The following is an 18755-nucleotide window of genomic DNA, read 5'->3' on the forward strand; positions in this document are numbered from 1 at the left end:
GTAGTTCCACCTTCTTATTTTTTCGGATCAGCTGCGGCGCACCAGCAGCTCTTTTGCCAGCTGCTCCAGGAAAGCGGCCTTTTCGCCAAATTCCGCGTGCAGGGAGGCGCAGGTCTCGTTGTTCAGTTTTTTTGCCAGCTCCATGGCACCCTCGGCCCCATACAAGGTCACAAAGGTGGTCTTGCCGTTCTCACTGTCGCTGCCAATGGGTTTGCCCAGCTGTTCGGCGGTGCTGGTCACATCCAGCACATCGTCCACGATCTGGAACACCAGACCAATGCCGAAGGCATAGTCCTCCAGCTCCTTGCACTGGGTCCCATTGGCCTGAGCAGCGGCAGCACCCATCTGAACAGCAGCATTGATGAGCGCACCGGTCTTGTTCTGGTGGATCAGCCGCAGCTGCTCCTCGGTGGCAGCCAGTGCCTCATATTTCAGGTCAAGCTCCTGCCCGTAAACCATGCCATGGCTGCCCGCACCAGCGCCCAAGGCCCTTGCGGCCCGCACACTGACAATGGGCGAAGCCGGTGCATTTGCAACCACGTTGAACGCCTCAGTCAACAGTACATCGCCGGCCAGCATAGCAGTGGATTCACCAAAGGCCTTGTGGCAGCTGGGCTTGCCCCGGCGCAGGTCATCGTTGTCCATGCAGGGCAGGTCATCATGGATCAGAGAATAGCAGTGCAGCATCTCGACCGCCGCCGCAAACTGCTCGGCTGCTTCAGCGCTTCCGTTGAGCATATCGCACACGGCCAGAACCAGCACTGCGCGGATGCGTTTGCCGCCGCCCAGCAGGCTGTAACGGGCAGCCCGGCAGACCTCAGATTCCTCGGGCAAAAAAGTATCACAGGCCTTTTCCAGTGTCTGATTTGCCCGGGCAAGATACTCTTGATACTGCTTCGCATAATCCATGAAACTTCCTCCTTAATGTGCGGCATCCGGCCGGGGGGCCCGCTGCGCGTCGATCTCATCCAACTGCAGCGTGGCCTTTTCCAGCGTACCGTTACAATAATCCATCAGGGATGCGGCTTCGGCATAGAGTTTGACCGATTCCGCCAGCGTTGTTTCCGGCTGTTGCATCTGTTCAAGGATGGCTTCCAGCCGGGTCATTCCATCCTCAAAGCTTTTGGGTGCTCTCATCCAGTTCCTCCACTGTGTTGACCGTGCAGGTCACGCGGTGTTCCGTGCCCCGGAGTTTACAGGTCTGCCCGGGCCGGAGTGCATCCGGCGTGCAGATCCTTCCCCTATTGTCCTGCACCATGGCATAGCCGCGGGCCAGCACACCGTAGGGGTTCAGGGATGCGGCAAGTGCTGCCGTATGCTTCAGACACAGCTCTCCGGCCTGCAGCTTGCCTCTGGCGGCAGTTTGCAGCCGCCCGGCCAGAGTATCCAGGCGGGCAGCATGCTCCTCCAGCGCTGCCTGTACACCAGCACGGGAAAGCAGCTGTTCGGTCTGTTCCAGCCTATTATAACATAAACTCAGCTTAAATTGGATACAATTGTGAATATTTTCTTCCAAAGTGAATAATTTCCGTCCTTGTTCGGCACAGTCGGGCACAGCAAGCTCTGCCGCCGCTGAGGGCGTGGGCGCGCGCTGATCTGCCACAAAATCCAAGATCGTAAAATCGATCTCGTGACCAATGGCGCTGATGAGGGGCGTTTTGCAGCGGTAGGCCGCCCGGGCAATGACCTCGGCGTTGAACACCCACAGGTCCTCCCGGCTTCCGCCGCCGCGCGCTACAATGATCTCGTCCACCCGCCCGCTTTTGTCCAGCCGGGTAATGGCATCAGCGATCTCCTCTGCCGCTTCAAAGCCCTGCACATTCACAGGAGCCAGCAGCAGACGCACTGCGGGCCAGCGCCGACCGATGACATTGCGAATATCCTGCAGTGCAGCACCAGTCTTGCTGGTAACAAGGCCGATACACTGCGGGAACCGGGGCAGCGGCTTTTTATGCTCCGGTGCAAAAAGCCCCTCTTTGTCCAGTTTTGCCTTCAGCTGTTCAAAGGCCTGCTGTGTCGAACCAATGCCGTCCGGAAACATGTCGTTGACATAGACCTGAAACGCGCCGTCCCGCTCGTAGAGGGTCACACGGCAGCGCACCACCACCTTCATACCCTCTTCGGGCTGGAAACCCAGCCGCCGCGCATCGGAGCGGAACATCACAGCCCTGACGCTGGCGGCTTCGTCCCGCAGGGAAAAGTAGCAGTGCCCGCTCCGGGCGTTCTGCACAAAGTTGGCAATTTCGCCCCGCAGGGCCAGATCGAACAGAACATCATTCACGTCCAGCAGATTCTTGACGTACCGGTTCAGGGCCGAGACTGAGATCACTTCAGCCATAATCCAGCCCCCTGTGCGGCAAGAATGGACACACCGATGGCGTTGTCGCTGGAATACTGCCCGGGTACGAAATACACCTGCGGCAGGCGCTGCTGCACCCAAGCGCGGATGATATCACTGCTCATCACACCGCCCGCACAGACCACCGGCAGGCCGGGGTATTCCTTCTGGGCGGCTTTTGTCATCTTGACCACGGTGTCTGCCACACAGAGCAGGCAGTATTTGCAGACATACTCCGGGGTTTTGCCCTCATTCAGCAGGGCATTGCACTGATTTTCCAGCCCCGAAAGACTGCACTGCATCCCCTTCACGCTGGATCTGGGCTTAATGGGTTCCTCACACAAGGCAGCCAGACGGGAAACTTCCACACCTGCCGGGAAGCCAAACCCCAGCTTGACCCCCACACGATCCACTGCCTGCCCGGCGTATAGGTCGGTGCTGGTGCCCAGTGTGGTGATCTCCTTTACCTCATTGCAGAGCAGAAGATCCGTTGTACCGCCTGAGATGTGGAAGAGCAGCACTTTCTGGCGGAAGAGCTCTTCCCCTTTTGCTGCAAACAGCGCTGCCGCCGCGTGTCCCTGCTGATGGGTGGTATGGAGCAGCGGGATGCCCCGGGCCTGCGCAAAGGCTGTGGCCGCGCTGACACCCGCCAGGAAGCAGGGCATGTAGCTTCCCTCCACGGGGCGCGGCTTCTGGGAAACGCCCACTGCCGAGATTTGGGTCAGATCAAACTCCCGGCCAAGCTCCTCCAGCATCTCGGGCAGAGCCGTAGTATGGTGGAAGAGCGCATCACTCTGCCGCAGGCCCAGCTGGCCCTCCTTGACCGGCAGAAAACGTTTCTTTGCGCAAACAACCTCTCCGGCTGTGTGAAAAACCGCCAGAGAGGTTGCATAGTTGCTTGTGTCGATGCCCAGCGTATAGTGGCTCACTGTTCTTCCGACTCCACCGGCTCCGTATCCAGACCCTGCTCACGGGCAACAGCACCCAGCAGACCATTCACGAACTGATAGTCCTCATCTGCGCCGTATTTCTTGGTCAGCTCCACAGCCTCATTGATGACAACACCGGGCTTACGCTCGTCGCCATACAGCATCTCAGCCAGAGCCAGACGCAGGACAGTCAGGCTGACACGGGGCAGGCGCTCCATGGTCCAGTTGCGCAGATGGTCACGGATGAGGTCGTCCACCTCTGCAGAGTGGCTGTAATAGGCACTCAGCAGGCGCTGGCCGAACACATCCACAGGACGCTCTTCCCCACACTCGTTGTTCGTATCCAGTGCTTCCTGCAGGGGCACATCACCAAAGGTCTGGGAAAAAGCCAGCAGGAACGCATTCTCACGGGCTTCACGACGGGGCAAAATATTTTCCATAATCTTCCTCTTCTACTTTTTATTCCTGTTCCTCAGCCGCAAGGCCGGCAATGACAAGGTTCACACGGCTTACCGTGACATTGGTCATGTTCTGAACAGCAGACTTGACATTTTCCTGTACCTTTTCGGCCACAGCAGGGATCTTTGCACCAAACTTGACCACCAGATTCAGGGTCAGTTCAGCGGTGCCGTCCCGCATCTCCACGGTAACAGGGGGCTGGATGCTGGCAGCAGCCAGCAGCTCCTTGACCTTTTTGTTCTGCTTGCCGCAGGAGACCTCGGACACACCGTCCACTTCCAGTGCAGCACAGCGTGCGATCTTGCCGATGACCTCGGTGGAAATTTGCAGGCTCCCGCCCTTAAGATCCATATTCTGTAAATCCATTCTATGGTCCTCCATCTAAAATAAGCGTGTGCTCATTTATTTTATTTCCATCTGTTCAGGGAAGCTTCCCTGTCATTGAATGCTTACGTCTTATTATAGCAAAGTTTTGGAATTTATACAACACCCACCTGCATTTCTTGCCATCTGTTTCTGTTCAACTTGACGGATTCCACTGCGCAAAGTGCAGGCTGCCATACAGCACACTGCAAAAACGAGCAGGGCACAATCCGGCGGCACCCGCCGCATCAAAAGGACCCGGGCAGGCAGAGTACTGAACACATCCGCCTCCCCGCCCGGCAGCAGCAGATAGAACAGGGCCAGTGAAAGCGGCAGATGGAGCAACCTGGACCGGTAGAGCGGGCGCAGGGTCATTTCCGGCGGGCAGATGGTGCGCACCTGCAGCAGCACGGAAAGACCCTGCACGCTCAGTGCTGCACAGCAGAGCAGACTCCCCCACCTTCCGGTACGGGAGGCCAGGTCACAGCCAGAGCAGACTTCCAGCAGAATGGAACAGAGTGTGCCCGCACCGGCAGGCAAAAGCGCCCCTGCCCCGGCGGCCAGCAACCGAAAAAAGAGGATGAACCCGCAGAGCTTGCAGTACGTTATGGCGGCATCGGCCAGGATCTCATCCAGCCGCGGCGGTGCAGGGGATGCTGGCGCTGCAGATCCCGGTTTGACCGAACGCACTCCTGCAAACCGGTTCAGCAGGGCGGCAGTCAGATAGTTTGCGGTGATCTGTGACGCAAACAGCAGCACGCCAAGCTCTGCACTGCCCAGCAGGCTCTGCCCTACCGTCAGAACCACAAAGGATGGCCCGGAACAGATACAGGCCGGCAGCAGGGCATCCGCTTCCTCCGCCGTAAGCTGACCGGTCCTGACTGCCTGCGCCGCCGCACTGGCCGCTGGTGCAAAGCCACCCAGGAACCCGATGCAGAGCACCCGTGCCGCACAGGGTGTGCGGATGCCGATGCCCCACGCCGCCAGACGGAACGGCAGGGCCAGCAGGTCGCTTTCCGGACATTGGATGAGTAAGCGCGATACCACGAGAAACGGGAACAGAGAGAGCAGCAGCGGCCCGCTGCAGAGGGTCAGCCCTTCCCGCAGAGCAGCGGCACAAACCTCCGGCACAGCAAACGGCAGAATCCCTGCCGCCAGTGCCAGCAAAAACAAACCCATCTGAAAAGCCGATTCATACACACGCCCTCCGGTTCCATATATATGTGATACGGGGCGCAGTTTTGCCCGGCGGGGAGGGAGCGGGTGTGAAACAGCAGAAAACCGGGCGGCTCTCCCTGCGCGGCTGGTTTGGCCGGATGCTGCGCCAGCCTCCCCGGGGCTTTTACGGCCAGCCCTCTGTCTATCTGAGCGGCGGTGTGATGGAGATCGAGCACTTCCGCAGGGTGCGCACCTATGAGGAGGGCAGGCTCTGCCTGGAATTTGCGGGCGGACTGTTCACCGTGTATGGGGACGGGCTTAGAATCGAAACGCTGGCCGCGCACCGAATTACCCTGCGGGGGCGGTTTTTACGCACAGATTTTTCCAGCAGTTAGGGAGGGATGCAGCATCTTACAGCTTTGGGCCGGGGCAGCATTTTCTGCCCGGAACGGTGATACCGATGGCCTGCTCTCCGAAGCTGCACGGACAGGCCTGCACCTCACCGACATCTTCCCTGCTCCCGGCGGCTTTACAGCCCGATGTGCGGCATGGCGTTACCTCCGGCTGGCAAAACTTGCCCGCAAGCGGCGGGTGCATCTGCACATCCGCAAAAAGACAGGGCTGTTTTTTCTCCTGCGGCCCTACCTCCGGCGGCGGGGGCTGTGGGCCGGGCTTTTGCTGTTTGTGCCGCTTTTGCTTTGGTCACAGGGCCTTGTCTGGTCTGTTGATGCTTCCGGCCTGACGACCGGCCAGCAGGCGCGGGCCGCTTCCGTGCTGCGGGAAACCGTTTCCCTGATGCCGGGCAGTATCGTCACGCAGGAAAAACTTGCCGCCGTGGAATACGCTCTGCTGCAAAGCGGTGAATTCTCGTGGGTGAGCCTGAATTTTCAGGACGGGCGGCTGGAACTGGAAGCGGCAGAAGCCAAACCGGTGCCGGAGATCGCCGCCGGAACGCTCCATGGCCTGCGGGCAAAGACTGCGGGCACGGTGGTCAGCACAAACCTTTTCAGCGGGACGATGCTGGTGGTTCCCGGGCAGGCAGTGGAAAAAGGCCAGGGACTCATCGGCACTGCCCGGGCTGAACGGGACGGTACGCTTATCTTTCAACCTGCCGCTGGAAGCGTCCGGGCTCAGTTTGAGTGGGAGTTTGCGGAAGAGCTTCCGCTGACGGCTGCCACATACCAGCTGACTGGGAACACTGTCGTTCAGCGAAGGCTTTTCCTTGCCGGGCGGGTGTTCCCATTGCCTTCCCTTTTCTCCCCTGCGGACGATTCCACGGCGGTCACACGGCATCTTCAGCCGGAGCTTCTGGGGCTGATGTTCCCGCTTTCCGTCGAGGAAACTACCTATTACGAACAGGCAGAAAATGAAATTCATTCCTCAGAGGATGAAGCCAGAGCACTGACCCGTCTGCATGGCTTACAGGCCTTGCAAAATGATTACCCGGATGCAGAATTTGTGGCGCAGAAAGTAGATGTCACAACCGAGAACGATATGCTGCATTACCGGGTAGTCTACACCATCATTGCTGACATCTGCACCTGAAAACGGCCCGGAGTTTTTCGCTCCGGGCCGTTTTTAGGTTACATCTTATGCGTTTTCATTGGGTTCTTCGGCCGCTTCTTTTTTATAAGCAGCCTTCTCCACCAGCTGATTCAGGTCAAAATGATATTTGGTGTGGCAGAAATGACAGACGACCTCGCAGTCAGGGTCCTCATCCCGGAGCTTTTCCAGCTCCTTGCGGCCCAGGCTCAGCAGCATCTCTTCGGTGCGCTCGGCACTGCAGTCACACTTGTACTGCACCTCGCGCTCATCCAGAACATTGGGGTTGAAGCCTGCCAGTGCAAGGTTCATCATATCCTCGGGGATCTTGCCTTCCCGAAGCAGTTCAGTGACGGAAGGCATTGCGGCAATGTTCTGCTCCAGCTGGGTGATCTCGGCATCGGTGGCACCGGGCAGCAGCTGCAGCAGGAAGCCGCCCGCGCAGGCAATGGTCAGGTCAGTATCCACCAGCACCCCCAGAGCGCAGACGGTGGGCACCTGCTCGCTGTAAGCATAGTAGCTGGTCAGGTCCTCGGCGATCTCGCCGGAGACCAGCGGCACCTGGCCCACAGTGGGTTCTTTCTGCAGGCGGTTGTCACGGATGACAGTCAGCACGCCGTTTTTGCCCACAGCACCGCCCACATCCAGATGGCCGTTTGCTTTCAGAGGCAGCTCTACCAGCGGGTGGTCGATGCAGCCCTTGACATTGCCGGTACCATCGGTACAGGCAACAACCGTGCCGGTGGGGCCGCCGCCCGCCACACGCAGCGTAATGGAATCGCCATCGTCCTTGAGCATGGAGCCCATCAGGGACGCACCGGTGAGCAGGCGGCCCAGGGCTGCGCTGCAGGTCGCACTGGTGTGGTGCAGCTGCTCGGCCGTGCGGACGATCTCAGTGGAGTCCACACCGCAGAACACAACACCGCCGTTTTCAGAAATACCGCGGATCAGATTAGACATTTTCTTTTTCCTCCAATTGGGTATACTGCTTGACGGCACAGAAGAAATAGCGTTCGCTCTCTTCGGTCAGGGGGCCGAAGCTCTCACCGTCGCAGACCTTTTCCAGCACAAAGCCGTGCTTTTCCAATGCGGCTCGGATGGTATCCAGGTCGTAGGTATATTCATAGAACTGTTCATGGAAGTGTTCGCCGGTCTCGTGGTAGTCGATGTCCACCGTGATCTCCACCCGGCGGTCCGCAGGGTGATAGTGGTTGCGCCAGACGCAGGCAGCATCCTCTTCCTCAAAGGTAAATACATTCTCCCCCAGTACCTTCTGGTGCTTGTAAGGGGTGTTCATATCAAAGAGGAACACGCCGCCCTCTTCCATGAAAAAAGCCGCGTTGGCAATGGCGGTATCCAGGTCCGGGATGTGGTTGAAGGTATCGAAGGTAGACACCGCACCCCGGATGGTGCCGTAGAGGTCAAGCTTGAGCAGATCCTGCTGCAAAAGCAGCAGCTTACCGGAAAGGCCCAGCTGTTCCGCCTTATCCCGCACGACACAGAGCATCTCCTCGGACTGATCGATGCCGATCATATCATAGCCCGCCTGGGTCAGCATCAAGGTCAGCTCCCCTGTTCCACAGCCCAGATCGGCCAGAATGCCATCCCGGATATCGTGGGCATTCAGTTCCTGCCGGATCTGCTCATAGAGGGCATCATAGTCGGCTTCGCCGTTGAATTCATCATAGAAATAGGCAAATTCATTGTAGGCCATGGTTTACTCCGCTTCCTCGTCATCGGTGAACTCAGCCGCCACAGCCTCGTTCAACACCGCCTGCAGCTCCGGGATGCCGTAGCCGTTCTCGCCGCTGGTCAGTACCACCTTCTGGCAGCCATAGGGCAGGCAGACCTTTTCAAAATCCTCCTGTGTCTTGGCCAGCTGGCTCTTTTTGAGCTTATCGACTTTGGTCAATGCCACAACAAAGGGGATCTGATGGTAGTGCAGATACTTCAGCATCTGCAGGTCATCTGCGCTGGGGGCATGGCGGCTGTCGATAAGCTGTACCAGCAGAGTATGATGCCGGGGGGCCTCAAAATAGCTGTTGATGAGGTCATCCCAGCGCTCGCGGTCCGCATTGCTGACCTTGGCATAACCATAGCCGGGCAGATCCACAAAATAACAGTTGTCTACCTCATAGAAGTTGATGGTGGCCGTTTTTCCCGGCGTACTGGACACACGGGCAAGGTTCTTGCGGTTGCACAGCTTGTTGATGAGGCTGGACTTGCCTACATTGGAACGGCCCGAAAAGCTGAGTTCCGGGCGGTCACTTTCGGGCAGCTGGCTGGAAATGCCGTAGCTTGCAATAAAATCCGCTTTGTTGTAATTCATCGTTTGCTCCTTTGATTAGCAGACAGCCCCCGGCTTCGGTTTTTCCGGTGCGGGCGGGATGGCCGCTTCCACCGGCTTTGCCTTTTTGGCGGGGTGCGGATGACGGGCAGAAACGCTCTTGGGCTTGAGCAGAGCGGCATTGAGCACCTGCGCGAGGTCAGACATGGGCAGGAAGGTCAGATTCTTCTTCACCTCGTCGTCCACCTCGTACAGATCCGGAACGTTATCCTTGGGGATGAGCACGGTTTTCATTCCCTCACGGTAGGCAGCCATGCTCTTTTCGCGCAGGCCGCCGATGGGCAGCACATTGCCATGCAGGGTGATCTCGCCGGTCATGGCAACATCACCGCGCACCGGGATGCCGGACAGACAGGACACCAGAGCCGTGGTCAGAGTAACACCGGCGCTGGGGCCGTCCTTGGGCACGGCACCCTCGGGGGCATGGATGTGCAGATCGCATTTCTTCAGCCGCTCAGGGTCGATGCCATATTCCTCGGCGTGGACACGGACATAGGTGATGGCCAGCTGGGCACTTTCCTTCATCACGTCGCCCAGCGAACCGGTGACGGTGATCTTGCCGCTGCCATTGTCCATGACCTGCACCTCAATGGGCAGGGTCTCGCCGCCGATGCTGGTCCAGGCCAGACCGTTGGCAATACCAATGGCATTGGTCCGGTTGAGGAAATCGGGCTTGACGAAGCGGGGCCCCAGCAGCTCTTCCAGGCTGCTGCCGGTCACAGAAACGTTTTCTGCTTCACCGGACGCGATCTTGCGGGCGCACTTGCGCAGGACACTGGTGATGGTACGCTCCAGGGTGCGGACACCGGCCTCACGGGTGTAGCCGTCAATGATGCCGTAGAGCGCGCTCTGGGAGAAGGTGACCTTCCCGGCCAGACCGCAGGCCTTGAGCTGCTTGGGTACCAGATGCTTGCGGGCAATGTTGTATTTCTCCACCCGGGTATAACTGGGCAGCTCAATGACATCCATGCGGTCACGCAGAGGGCCGGGAATGGCGCTCAGATCATTTGCCGTGGTGATAAAAAGCACATGGCTCAGATCAAATGGCATATCGATAAAGTGATCATTAAAGGTGGTGTTCTGCTCGGGATCAAGAGCTTCCAGCAGGGCAGCAGCCGGGTCACCCCGGAAATCGCCCGCCAGCTTGTCGATCTCGTCCAGCAGCATCAGGGGGTTGGAGCTCTTGGCGGAGATCATAGCGTTGATGATCTTGCCGGGCATGGCCCCGATATAGGTGCGGCGGTGGCCGCGGATCTCTGCCTCATCCCGCACACCACCCAGACTGATGCGCACATACTTGCGGTTCAGGCTCTCGGCAATGGAGCGGGCAATGCTGGTCTTGCCGACACCCGGAGGGCCGACCAGGCAGATGATCTGGCCCTTGACATCCGGAGCCAGCTTGCGGACAGCCAACACCTCAAGAATGCGGTCCTTGACCTTCTTCAGACCGTAGTGGTCGCGGTCAAGGATGCGCTGTGCCTTGGCGATATCGAGGTCGTCCTCGGAAAAGCTGTTCCAGGGCAGATCCAGGCAGGTATCCAGATAGGTGCGGATGACCGTTCCCTCCTGATTGCTGCTCTGCATCTTGGCAAGGCGGTCTACTTCCTTGAGCAGTTTCTTCTCCCGCTCCTCGTCCAGATGCAGCTCCTGGATCCTGCGGCGGTACTCCTCGGCCTCTGCCGTGGTATCATCGTCCTCGCCCAGCTCCTGGCTGATCATGTGCATCTGCTCATGCAGGTAGTAATCACGCTGGTTCTTATCCATGGCCTCGTCCACTTTCTGGGCGATCTCCTTGTCGATCTCCAGCATCCGGCGCTCCCGATGCAGGCGTTCCACCAGCAGGCGCAGACGGCCGATGAGGGTGCTTTCCTCCATCACAGCCTGCTTATCCTCAAAGCGGAAGAGCAGATTGGCAGGAATGTACTCGCACAGGAAGGCGGGGTCGTTATTCGAGGTAACAGCAAACACCACGTCCTTGCTGATGCGGGGATTCATGGAAAGCACCGCGTCGAAGCTCGTTTTTACGTTGCGGAGCAGGGCCTCCGCCTCGGTCTCTTCCTCTGCCTTGATGGGGCGCATCGGAGCCGGCCGCACCGATGCCAGCAGGAAGCTGCCTTCGGTATCCAGCTCAGTGCGCTTGGCGCGGAACTTGCCCTCCACCAGAATGCGCACCAGATCATCCGAAACACGCATGACCTGCTTGATCTCGGCCACAACGCCGTACTGGTACATCTCCTCTGCCTTGGGGTCCTCAGCCTTCATATCCTTCTGCGCAATGAGGAACACCTCGGATTTATTCCGCACGGCCCATTCCACAGCAGCAATGCTCTTGTCACGACCCACCTCAAAATGCAGCAGGTTGTTGGGGAACACCACCAGCCCACGCAGGGCAATGGCGGGAAGATGGAGGATATTGCGCTCCACCTTGACAGTCACTTTTTCAGACATAAACTCATACCTCCCAGCTGCCCCGCGCCAAAGTGCGCTATCCCGTGGGCAGTTTTTTTGTTGGGTAAAAATTCAGATTTGATTTATTATATCGGATTCCAGCCCCGGTTGCAACCGGGCAGCTCATCCTTTGCGGTTTTCCTGGATATTATAACCCAGCCGTCCCAGCGCAGGCAGTATAGCCCGCAGGGTGACACTGGTGAGCATTCCCATCACAAGGCCCAGCACCAGCATAATCGGTGCATAGTAAAGGGACACTGCTGTGGAAAGGATGACACTGGCTCCCAGCAGCTGGCCGATGTTGTGGGCCAGCGCGCCACAAACCGACAGGATGAACCAGGTGGGCCGCAGCGGGCAGTGATAGTAGAGCAGCCACATCACCAGCAGCGAGAGCAGACCGCCGCAGAGGGAAAGAAAACCTGCCGTCCAGCCGGAGACCAGAAAGACGAAGAACGCCTTCAGCACATCCAGCACAAAGGCCTGTTTTGGCCCCATGAAGAACAGGGCATACATCACCACAATATTCGCCAGACCCAGCTTCATGCCTGGCAAAAGCCCGGGGATGACCAATGTGCCCTCGATGAAGGAAAGCGCCATCGCCAGAGCAAACAGCAGACCTGAAAGGGCGATGCTGTGCGTTTTGTTGTAATTGCGGCGGTTATGAGGCATCATTGTTCTCCTTTGCAGCGGATTATTCTTCACCAGCAGCCTGTTCGTACTGCTCCTGCTCTTCCATTGCCTTTTCCCAGGCAGCAAACAGCTCCTCCTGATGGAAGCGCAGATCACTGAGCTCATCGCTCTTTTGGCGGAGTAGATCGGGGTCATTGTAGACCTCCGGGGAGTTGATTTCATTGTCAAGCTCCACTTCCCTTGCCCCGCATGCTTCCATTTCATCCTCGCAAGCCTTGATCTTGGCCCGCAGCTCCGCGCGGCGGCGGCGCTGCTCCTTGCCGTAACCGGCCTTGGCGGGCTGATCCCCGGCTTTTTCCGGAGCGGCAGCAGGAGCGGCACGGCCCATCAGGGCATCGTAGCTCGGATACAGGGTGGCCTTGCCATCTTCCAGATAGAGGATGGGGCAGCCCAGACTGTTCATCAGATGGCGGTCATGGGTGACCATGAGCAGGGTCCCGGTGTATGCCATCAGGGCTTCTGTCAGGTTCTCGCGGGTGTAGATGTCCAGGTGGTTGGTGGGCTCGTCCAGAAACAGCAGATTGGGCCGCTCCAGCACAATCTCAGCAAAGCGCAGGCGGGCCAGCTCACCGCCGGAAAGTGCCTCGCAGGGCTTGAACACTGTCTCGCCCCGGAAACCCAGCTTTGCCAGATGGCTGCGCACTTCCAGCTCCGTCATCCGGGGATACTTGTTCCAGATGACATCGATCACCCGGCCCTGTCCCAGACGGTTCTGCTGCTGGGCAAAAATGCTGGGCCGGGCTCCCGTACCCAACCGTACCATGCCGCCGGAGGGGCGGCGCTTACCATCCAGCACCTGCATCAGGGTGGATTTGCCCGCACCGTTGGGGCCTGCGATCACCAGCCGCTGACCCCGGCAGACCGTGTAGGTAAAAGGTTCCAGCAGGGTGCGCTCCCCGATCCTGATGGTCAGGTTCTTCATCAGCACCAGCTCGTTCCACGGCTCCACATCATACTCAAAGCGGAACTTGAGCTGGTTTGTTTCATCTTTTGGCGCTTCCGTGATCTCCAGCTTTTCCAGCTGTCTGCGGCGGCTCTGGGCCATCTTGGTGGTGGAAGCACGCACAAGGTTGCGGTCAACATAATCCTGCAGCTTTTCGGCCAGCGCCACATCTGCATCGTGCTGCTTCTGGCGCAGGGCATCCGCAGCTTCCTTCTGAGGCAGATAGGCTGAGAAGTTGCCCTTATAAGTGGTCATGGTCTGGAAGGAGACCTCCCAGATCCTGGTGCAGATATTGTCCAGGAAATAGCGGTCATGGCTGACGACCATCACGGCACCGGAATAGCCCTTAAGGTAATTCTCCAGCCATTCCATGGTGGCAAAATCCAAGTGGTTGGTGGGCTCGTCCAGAATCAGGACATCCGGCTTCTCCAACAGCAGCTTTGCCAGACGAAGGCGCGTCAGCTCACCGCCTGAAAGCACAGCGATATTCTTCGTCCAGGTATCCTGCGCAAACCCCATACCGGACAGCACCTTTTTGATGTTGACATCCATATTGTAGCCATCAGCAGCATCGATGATGTTCTGCAAGGCATCATGCTGTTCCAGCAGAGAGGCATCCTCCGGGCTGGCGGCCATTCTGCGCTCCAGGATCTGCATCTGGGCCATGGCATCCAGCACATGGGCAAAGCAGGAGCGCATCTCGCCGTAGATATCCAACGTAGGGTCGAGCTTTGCATTCTGTTCCAGATAGCCCAGCGTCACACCATGGGTCACACTGAACTCACCCTCGTAGTCCGTATATTCGCCGGTCAGGATCTTCAGCAGGGTCGTTTTGCCTGCGCCGTTCTGGCCCACGATGCCGATGCGGTCCTCCCGTTCGACACTGGCCGTGACATCATGCAGGACGATCTTCTCGCCAAAGCTCTTGCCCAGCTTTTCCAAATGTATCAGCATTGTTCGTTTTCCAATCTCTCACACAGGCCGCACAGCATTACAGCTGGTGGCGGCGATTCTTCAGGCCCACATTGGCCAGCTCCTCCGGCTCCATCACCAGCGGATAAAGCTCTTCCAGGCTGCTGATCTCATAGGTAGGCACGACCTTGCCGGGATTCTCGGCGTGGTTGGGGTTATACCAGCAGGTATCCAGCCCGGCGTTCACACCGCCCTGCACATCACTGCTCAGGCTGTCGCCCACCATCAGCACATGCTCACGGTTCTCCACGCCCAGCGCACGGAGTGCGGCATCAAAAATTTTGCGGTTGGGCTTTTCGCTGTCCATTTTTTCAGAAACGAAGACATCCTCCACAAAATCCAGAATGCCGGATTCCCGCACACGGCGGCTCTGCACCCGGTCAAAGCCATTGGTCACTACAGCCAGTGTTGCCACTTCGGAAAGCTCCCGGAGCACGTCCAGCACGTTGGAAGATGTCAGGTCAGGGTGGGTAGAGAGCTGATCCAGATAGAATTTGTTCATCTCCACACCGTTGCCTGCGGCATTCACTGCCTTCAGAAAGCGGGTGAACCGCTCCCCCATCAGCTTGTCCCGGCGGATCTGGCCCTTTTCCAGCTGCCGCCAGAGCTCTTCGTTGATGGTGCGGTAGGTCTGCACCGTCTCGGCATCCGGCTCAATGCCGTACTCCCGCAGGGTGTCAGCCAGCGCCTTGTTTTCTGCTGCATCAAAATCCAGCAGCGTATTGTCTGCATCAAACAGAACACAGTAGTATTTTGCCATGGTTCATTACCCCTCTTTCATGCTTGTGTCATTTTCCGGGACGCTTGTCCCCGATCACCGGGGAATTTTTCCCAGATCAAAAGAACAGCGAGAAGCCAGCCCCGCCCCGGCAGAGCTGGCTTCCGGTTATTCCTGAACTATCTCATAGGTTTCATCATCGGTCTGCACCGGGGAATTGTCCGTGCACGGATCTTGCGCGGTGCAGGGTTTGTCAACGTTTCTGGGCATCTGCTCCTCGGTCACGCCGTTGTCCACATTCTCCCAGTCCATCTCATACCAGTCCACACTGCCATCGGTCACAGTTCCATCACCGGGCAGCCCGGGGATCTTGATCTCTTCACAGAACATCCGGCTCCCTCCCTTCTGCCCAGCCTATGCGGGCAGACAGAAAAAGGTTTACCGGCTGGCTTCTGCTTCGGTGGAAGCGGAAGGCTCCTCTGCGGGCTCAATATCATTTTCAACCGAAGCGGAGACCGATTCACTGTTGGTCTGCTCTTTGGATTCCGTTTTGCTCTCAGAGGCAGCACTGCTGGAGGACGAAGTGCTCTCTGCCTTACTCTCTGAGCTGCTGTGAGAAGAAGAGGTGCTCTCGCTCTTGGATTCGCTCTTACTCTCACTTTCCGCCGTGCTGTGGGAAGAACTGCTGCTCGAGCTCTCAGACTTGCCGCTCTCCGAAGAGGACGCGGATGTACTGCCGGAAGAAGTAGAAGAGCTGCCGGAATTTGAGCTGGAGGCAGGCTCCGGGCTGACCGTAATGGTCAGCGCATTGCTGACCACGGCGCAGTCGTTGTACACGACCACCGCATAGATCTTATAGCTGCCGCTGGTGATGGCCGAAGCGGACACGGTGACCGTTGTCCGGCCTGCGGCCTCCTTCACTTCCTGACCGTTGGCGAACCAATGCAGGTTTTCACTCTTGGCATATTTGCCCTCCAGCGCAGCCTTAAAGACATAGGAGCCGGCGGAAGCCTTGCCTTCCGAGATGTGAACGGAAGCAGCTGCAAACACGGCTGTCACGTCCAGATTCTGCTTGAAGCCGGTATCGGTACGGGTCTTGCTGGTCACGCCGTCGCTCCACTTGACGAACACATGGCCCTCCGCAGGGGTGGCCGTGACAGTCAGCGACTGGGATGCATCCGTGATGCTGTATGTCAGACTGGTCTTGCCGCTCTCATTTCCACAGCTCAGGGTGCCGCCGCCGCTCTTTTCCACCTGATAACGGGCCTCAAACTTGACGCTGGCGGTCTCAGAGCTGCTGACGCTTTCACTCTCGCTGGAAGAAGCGGGTTCTTCCGAGCTGGGAGCCTGCACCGCCGAGCTGGGGTTGGATACATATTCCAGTGTGCGGGTGGGGATATTATTGGTGTCCGGGCGGCGATCCTCGGTCTGGTAGGCGTGGGTGCGCAGATAGTTCAGCGCAGCCTTGAGACCAGCGCTCTTGAGGTGGATATCACCGTCCGTGTAGTAATCCGGCTGGCCGTAGCCATTTTCTCCTTTGAGGACCTCAGCCGTATTCAGAAATTTGACCCCCAGCTGTTCGCACATGTTGAGCAGCGCCATATTAAAATCATCGATCTTGGCCTGATCCATGTGGGGGTAATTGGAGTGATTCTCCGGGATAGGAGGCACCGTGTTCACGATGATATCGGTGTAGGGATAAGCCTCCTGAATGGCCTGCACCAGCGCGGTATAATTGCTGATAAAATCAGCCACCTCCATGCCGGTGTCGTTGGTGCCAAAGGTCATCACGACACGGCGGGGCTTCATTTTTGCCACCGCCTGTGCGATGGTGTAGTGGGTGGTGTCATTCTTAAAGGTGACGATTCCTTCGTTCAGGGCCACCTGGGTGCCAATGCCCTCCTTGGCGCAGAACTGCTGCAAGGAGATCAGACCGTTGTTATACAGACGCACGGTGTTGGAGTCTCCCAGAAACAGGGTGCTGTCCAGATATTCCGTGCCCGCATCCGCTGTTTCAGTCAGCAGTGCACTGGAGGTGTTGTCGATCTGATAGTGATTGGCAAGATCTGTGCTTTCACCGTCCCCGGTGGTGTCCGTCGGCACGGAGTCTGCGGGTGTGCCGGGCGTTTCCGGCTTTCCCCGTTTGAGCAGGGTCAGGGTGATGCCTACGGTCAGCAAAGCCGCCAGTGCGCAGACCACACAGACCAGAACGGCCTGCCGCTGCAGCGATGTCATAGACTGTTTGTCCGATTGATTCTTATGATTCATGTTATATTCACCACTTATCCTATCGTTCAACCGTTTGCACGGCAGGCCAGGAGCTTGTCCGTCAGTTCTTCACAGCTTTCCGCCAGCAGCACCGGGCCAAAGGGCTCCAGTTCTTCCCTGCTGCCGTAGCCATACAGAGCACCGGCAGCATCCAGCCCGCAATCAGCAGCACCGCGCATATCATCGTTGCGGTCGCCCACCATCAGCACCCGCTTGCCCTGTACACAGGGCTGGGTGAGAACATAGCGCACCACTTCCGTTTTGGTATCCCGGCTCTCATCCATGGACGCGCCGCCGATGAAATCAAAGTAAGGGGCCAGTCCCTGTTCTTCCAGAATGGGGGTCACGACCACAGTCGGCTTGGAGGTTGCGGTGCAGAGCACAAATCCTGCCTCCTTCAGGCGGCGCAGCATCTCTGCCGCACCGGGGTAGGCCGTACCCTCATGGCTGCCTTTTTCGCGGTAACTCTCCCGATAGAGCTCGGTGGCCTCCTCGATTTTTGCAGGGTCAGAAAAATGCTCTCCAAAGCTCTTGCGGAGCGGCGGCCCCAGATAGCGCCGCAGGTTCACATGGGTGACATCCACGCCCATCTTGGTAAAAACTTCTTCCAGTGTATTCAGGATGCCGGGGGCGGAATCGATCAGGGTTCCGTCCACGTCAAATAAGATCACGTCATAGTGCTGCAAGTTCGTTTCCCTCTCTTTCACACATATACACGGTATAGTATAGCACAGAATTGCGCTTTCAGCAATTCCAACAAATCGTTTTTATTCTTTTTATACAAATCGGTCACAATCTGGCCTTAAAACGAAAAATGCCTGCCCGCCAGAATGCGGACAGGCAGGGGGTCGTGCAGGCTTATTGGGCTGCAGCGCCGTTATCAGCGGAGGGATAATAGAGGTTATTGGAGATAAACTCCAGCTTTTCCTTCAGCACCAGCTCCAGATTTGCCACGGCGTGCACCATGTTGGTGGCCGAATCGTTCACTTCCAGCAGCTTGCACAGGTCGATCTCGTTCATGGCGAGTGCGGTTTTCATCTTCTGGCTCTCGGCGCAGAGGATGTGGCTCAGAGCACTTTCCTGCAGCGCGATACTTTCCATCAGATCGATCACAGCCTGACTCAGGGTAACACGGGGCAGGGCCGGACATTCCAGCGTGGTGGGACAATTGATTGTTGCCATAGGGGACTCATCCTTTCTATATAAGGTGTACCCCATCCTATGTCCCCTGCCGTGCAGCCGTTACTGCTTTTTCTCCTGTGCAGAGATCTTTTCAATTACGCTCTGGTAACCGCCGGTTCCGTATTGGATACAGCGATTGATACGGCTGATGGTCGCCGTGCTGATCTCTACCTCTTTCACGATCTGGTCATAGGTGCGGCCGCCAAGCAGCAGCTTTGCCGCTTCCAGCCGTTGTGCCATATCGGAGATTTCCTTTACTGTGCACAGATCCTCAAAAAAAGCATAACACTCCTCCCGGCTCTCAAGGCTCAGGATGGCATCGAACAATGCATCTACGGTCTCGTTTTTTCTGGAATTTTTCTCAGTCATTGCGGTCTCCTCTGCGGCAAACGCCGGAA

21 protein-coding genes are annotated in these 18755 nt (G+C 57.7%); 2 read left to right on the plus strand and 19 right to left on the minus strand.

Annotated elements, in window-relative coordinates; all coding sequences use genetic code 11:
• Nucleotides 1–27: 27 nt before the first annotated feature.
• The 7 genes from D3F01_RS00830 to D3F01_RS00860 form a co-directional block, all read right to left on the minus strand.
• Nucleotides 28–909 (minus strand): polyprenyl synthetase family protein, encoded by an 882-nt coding sequence (locus tag D3F01_RS00830; protein WP_242885542.1) that lies wholly within the window; start codon nt 907–909, stop codon nt 28–30.
• Nucleotides 910–921: 12 nt separating this feature from the next.
• The gene (gene xseB, locus D3F01_RS00835; protein ID WP_223383781.1) at nt 922–1137 is read right to left on the minus strand and encodes an exodeoxyribonuclease VII small subunit; all 216 of its coding nucleotides are present in this window, start codon (nt 1135–1137) and stop codon (nt 922–924) included.
• On the minus strand, nt 1115–2338 hold the full coding sequence (gene xseA, locus D3F01_RS00840; RefSeq protein ID WP_242885543.1) for an exodeoxyribonuclease VII large subunit: 1224 nt from the start codon (nt 2336–2338) through the stop codon (nt 1115–1117). The genes xseB and xseA overlap by 23 nt, the downstream gene beginning before the upstream one ends.
• Complete coding sequence (locus D3F01_RS00845) at nt 2326–3267, minus strand: glycoprotease (protein ID WP_242885545.1); 942 nt, start codon at nt 3265–3267, stop codon at nt 2326–2328. The genes xseA and D3F01_RS00845 overlap by 13 nt, the downstream gene beginning before the upstream one ends.
• The gene (gene nusB / locus D3F01_RS00850; protein ID WP_005933702.1) at nt 3264–3707 is read right to left on the minus strand and encodes a transcription antitermination factor NusB; all 444 of its coding nucleotides are present in this window, start codon (nt 3705–3707) and stop codon (nt 3264–3266) included. The genes D3F01_RS00845 and nusB overlap by 4 nt, the downstream gene beginning before the upstream one ends.
• A 19-nt stretch (nt 3708–3726) precedes the next feature.
• Complete coding sequence (locus D3F01_RS00855) at nt 3727–4092, minus strand: Asp23/Gls24 family envelope stress response protein (protein ID WP_223383779.1); 366 nt, start codon at nt 4090–4092, stop codon at nt 3727–3729.
• Between the two features lie 93 nt (nt 4093–4185).
• Complete coding sequence (locus D3F01_RS00860; RefSeq protein WP_242885548.1) at nt 4186–5289, minus strand: hypothetical protein; 1104 nt, start codon at nt 5287–5289, stop codon at nt 4186–4188.
• Between the two features lie 65 nt (nt 5290–5354).
• Between D3F01_RS00860 and D3F01_RS00865 the strand changes: the two genes are divergently transcribed.
• Both D3F01_RS00865 and D3F01_RS00870 read left to right on the plus strand, forming a co-directional pair.
• Nucleotides 5355–5642, plus strand: coding sequence for a YabP/YqfC family sporulation protein (locus tag D3F01_RS00865; RefSeq protein WP_223454142.1), 288 nt, complete (start codon nt 5355–5357; stop codon nt 5640–5642).
• Nucleotides 5554–6792 (plus strand): sporulation protein YqfD, encoded by a 1239-nt coding sequence (locus tag D3F01_RS00870; RefSeq protein WP_242885550.1) that lies wholly within the window; start codon nt 5554–5556, stop codon nt 6790–6792. Before D3F01_RS00865 ends, D3F01_RS00870 begins: the two co-directional genes overlap by 89 nt.
• 45 nt (nt 6793–6837) lie before the next feature.
• Here the strand turns inward: D3F01_RS00870 and hslO are convergent, their stop codons facing one another.
• The 12 genes from hslO to D3F01_RS00930 form a co-directional block, all read right to left on the minus strand.
• Nucleotides 6838–7749: an Hsp33 family molecular chaperone HslO gene (gene hslO, locus D3F01_RS00875; protein WP_242885552.1), complete on the minus strand. Its 912-nt coding sequence runs from the start codon at nt 7747–7749 to the stop codon at nt 6838–6840.
• The gene (locus D3F01_RS00880) at nt 7742–8503 is read right to left on the minus strand and encodes a class I SAM-dependent methyltransferase (protein ID WP_156058052.1); all 762 of its coding nucleotides are present in this window, start codon (nt 8501–8503) and stop codon (nt 7742–7744) included. Before D3F01_RS00880 ends, hslO begins: the two co-directional genes overlap by 8 nt.
• Before the next feature lie 3 nt (nt 8504–8506).
• A complete protein-coding gene (gene yihA / locus D3F01_RS00885; RefSeq protein WP_242885555.1) occupies nt 8507–9118 on the minus strand; it encodes a ribosome biogenesis GTP-binding protein YihA/YsxC in 612 nt (203 codons plus the stop codon).
• A 15-nt stretch (nt 9119–9133) separates the two neighbouring features.
• On the minus strand, nt 9134–11584 hold the full coding sequence (lon, locus tag D3F01_RS00890) for an endopeptidase La (protein ID WP_242885557.1): 2451 nt from the start codon (nt 11582–11584) through the stop codon (nt 9134–9136).
• 123 nt (nt 11585–11707) lie between these two features.
• Entirely contained in the window at nt 11708–12256 is a 549-nt protein-coding gene (locus D3F01_RS00895) for a Gx transporter family protein (protein WP_242885561.1), read from the minus strand.
• 19 nt (nt 12257–12275) lie between these two features.
• Entirely contained in the window at nt 12276–14171 is a 1896-nt protein-coding gene (locus D3F01_RS00900; protein WP_242885563.1) for an ABC-F family ATP-binding cassette domain-containing protein, read from the minus strand.
• A 37-nt stretch (nt 14172–14208) separates the two neighbouring features.
• Nucleotides 14209–14949: a YjjG family noncanonical pyrimidine nucleotidase gene (locus D3F01_RS00905; protein WP_242885565.1), complete on the minus strand. Its 741-nt coding sequence runs from the start codon at nt 14947–14949 to the stop codon at nt 14209–14211.
• Between the two features lie 126 nt (nt 14950–15075).
• Entirely contained in the window at nt 15076–15297 is a 222-nt protein-coding gene (locus tag D3F01_RS00910; RefSeq protein WP_242885568.1) for a hypothetical protein, read from the minus strand.
• A gap of 48 nt (nt 15298–15345) precedes the next feature.
• Nucleotides 15346–17175, minus strand: coding sequence for an SGNH/GDSL hydrolase family protein (locus tag D3F01_RS00915; RefSeq protein WP_242885571.1), 1830 nt, complete (start codon nt 17173–17175; stop codon nt 15346–15348).
• Nucleotides 17176–17201: 26 nt separating this feature from the next.
• Nucleotides 17202–17861: an HAD hydrolase-like protein gene (locus D3F01_RS00920; RefSeq protein WP_035394092.1), complete on the minus strand. Its 660-nt coding sequence runs from the start codon at nt 17859–17861 to the stop codon at nt 17202–17204.
• 172 nt (nt 17862–18033) lie between these two features.
• A complete protein-coding gene (locus D3F01_RS00925; protein WP_035394090.1) occupies nt 18034–18357 on the minus strand; it encodes a hypothetical protein in 324 nt (107 codons plus the stop codon).
• Between the two features lie 60 nt (nt 18358–18417).
• The gene (locus D3F01_RS00930) at nt 18418–18726 is read right to left on the minus strand and encodes a YerC/YecD family TrpR-related protein (RefSeq protein WP_097771978.1); all 309 of its coding nucleotides are present in this window, start codon (nt 18724–18726) and stop codon (nt 18418–18420) included.
• Between the last annotated feature and the right edge of the window lie 29 nt (nt 18727–18755).

It is taken from the genome of Faecalibacterium sp. BCRC 81149 (assembly GCF_022750605.1).
GTDB classification, from domain to species: Bacteria; Bacillota; Clostridia; order Oscillospirales; family Ruminococcaceae; genus Faecalibacterium; species Faecalibacterium duncaniae.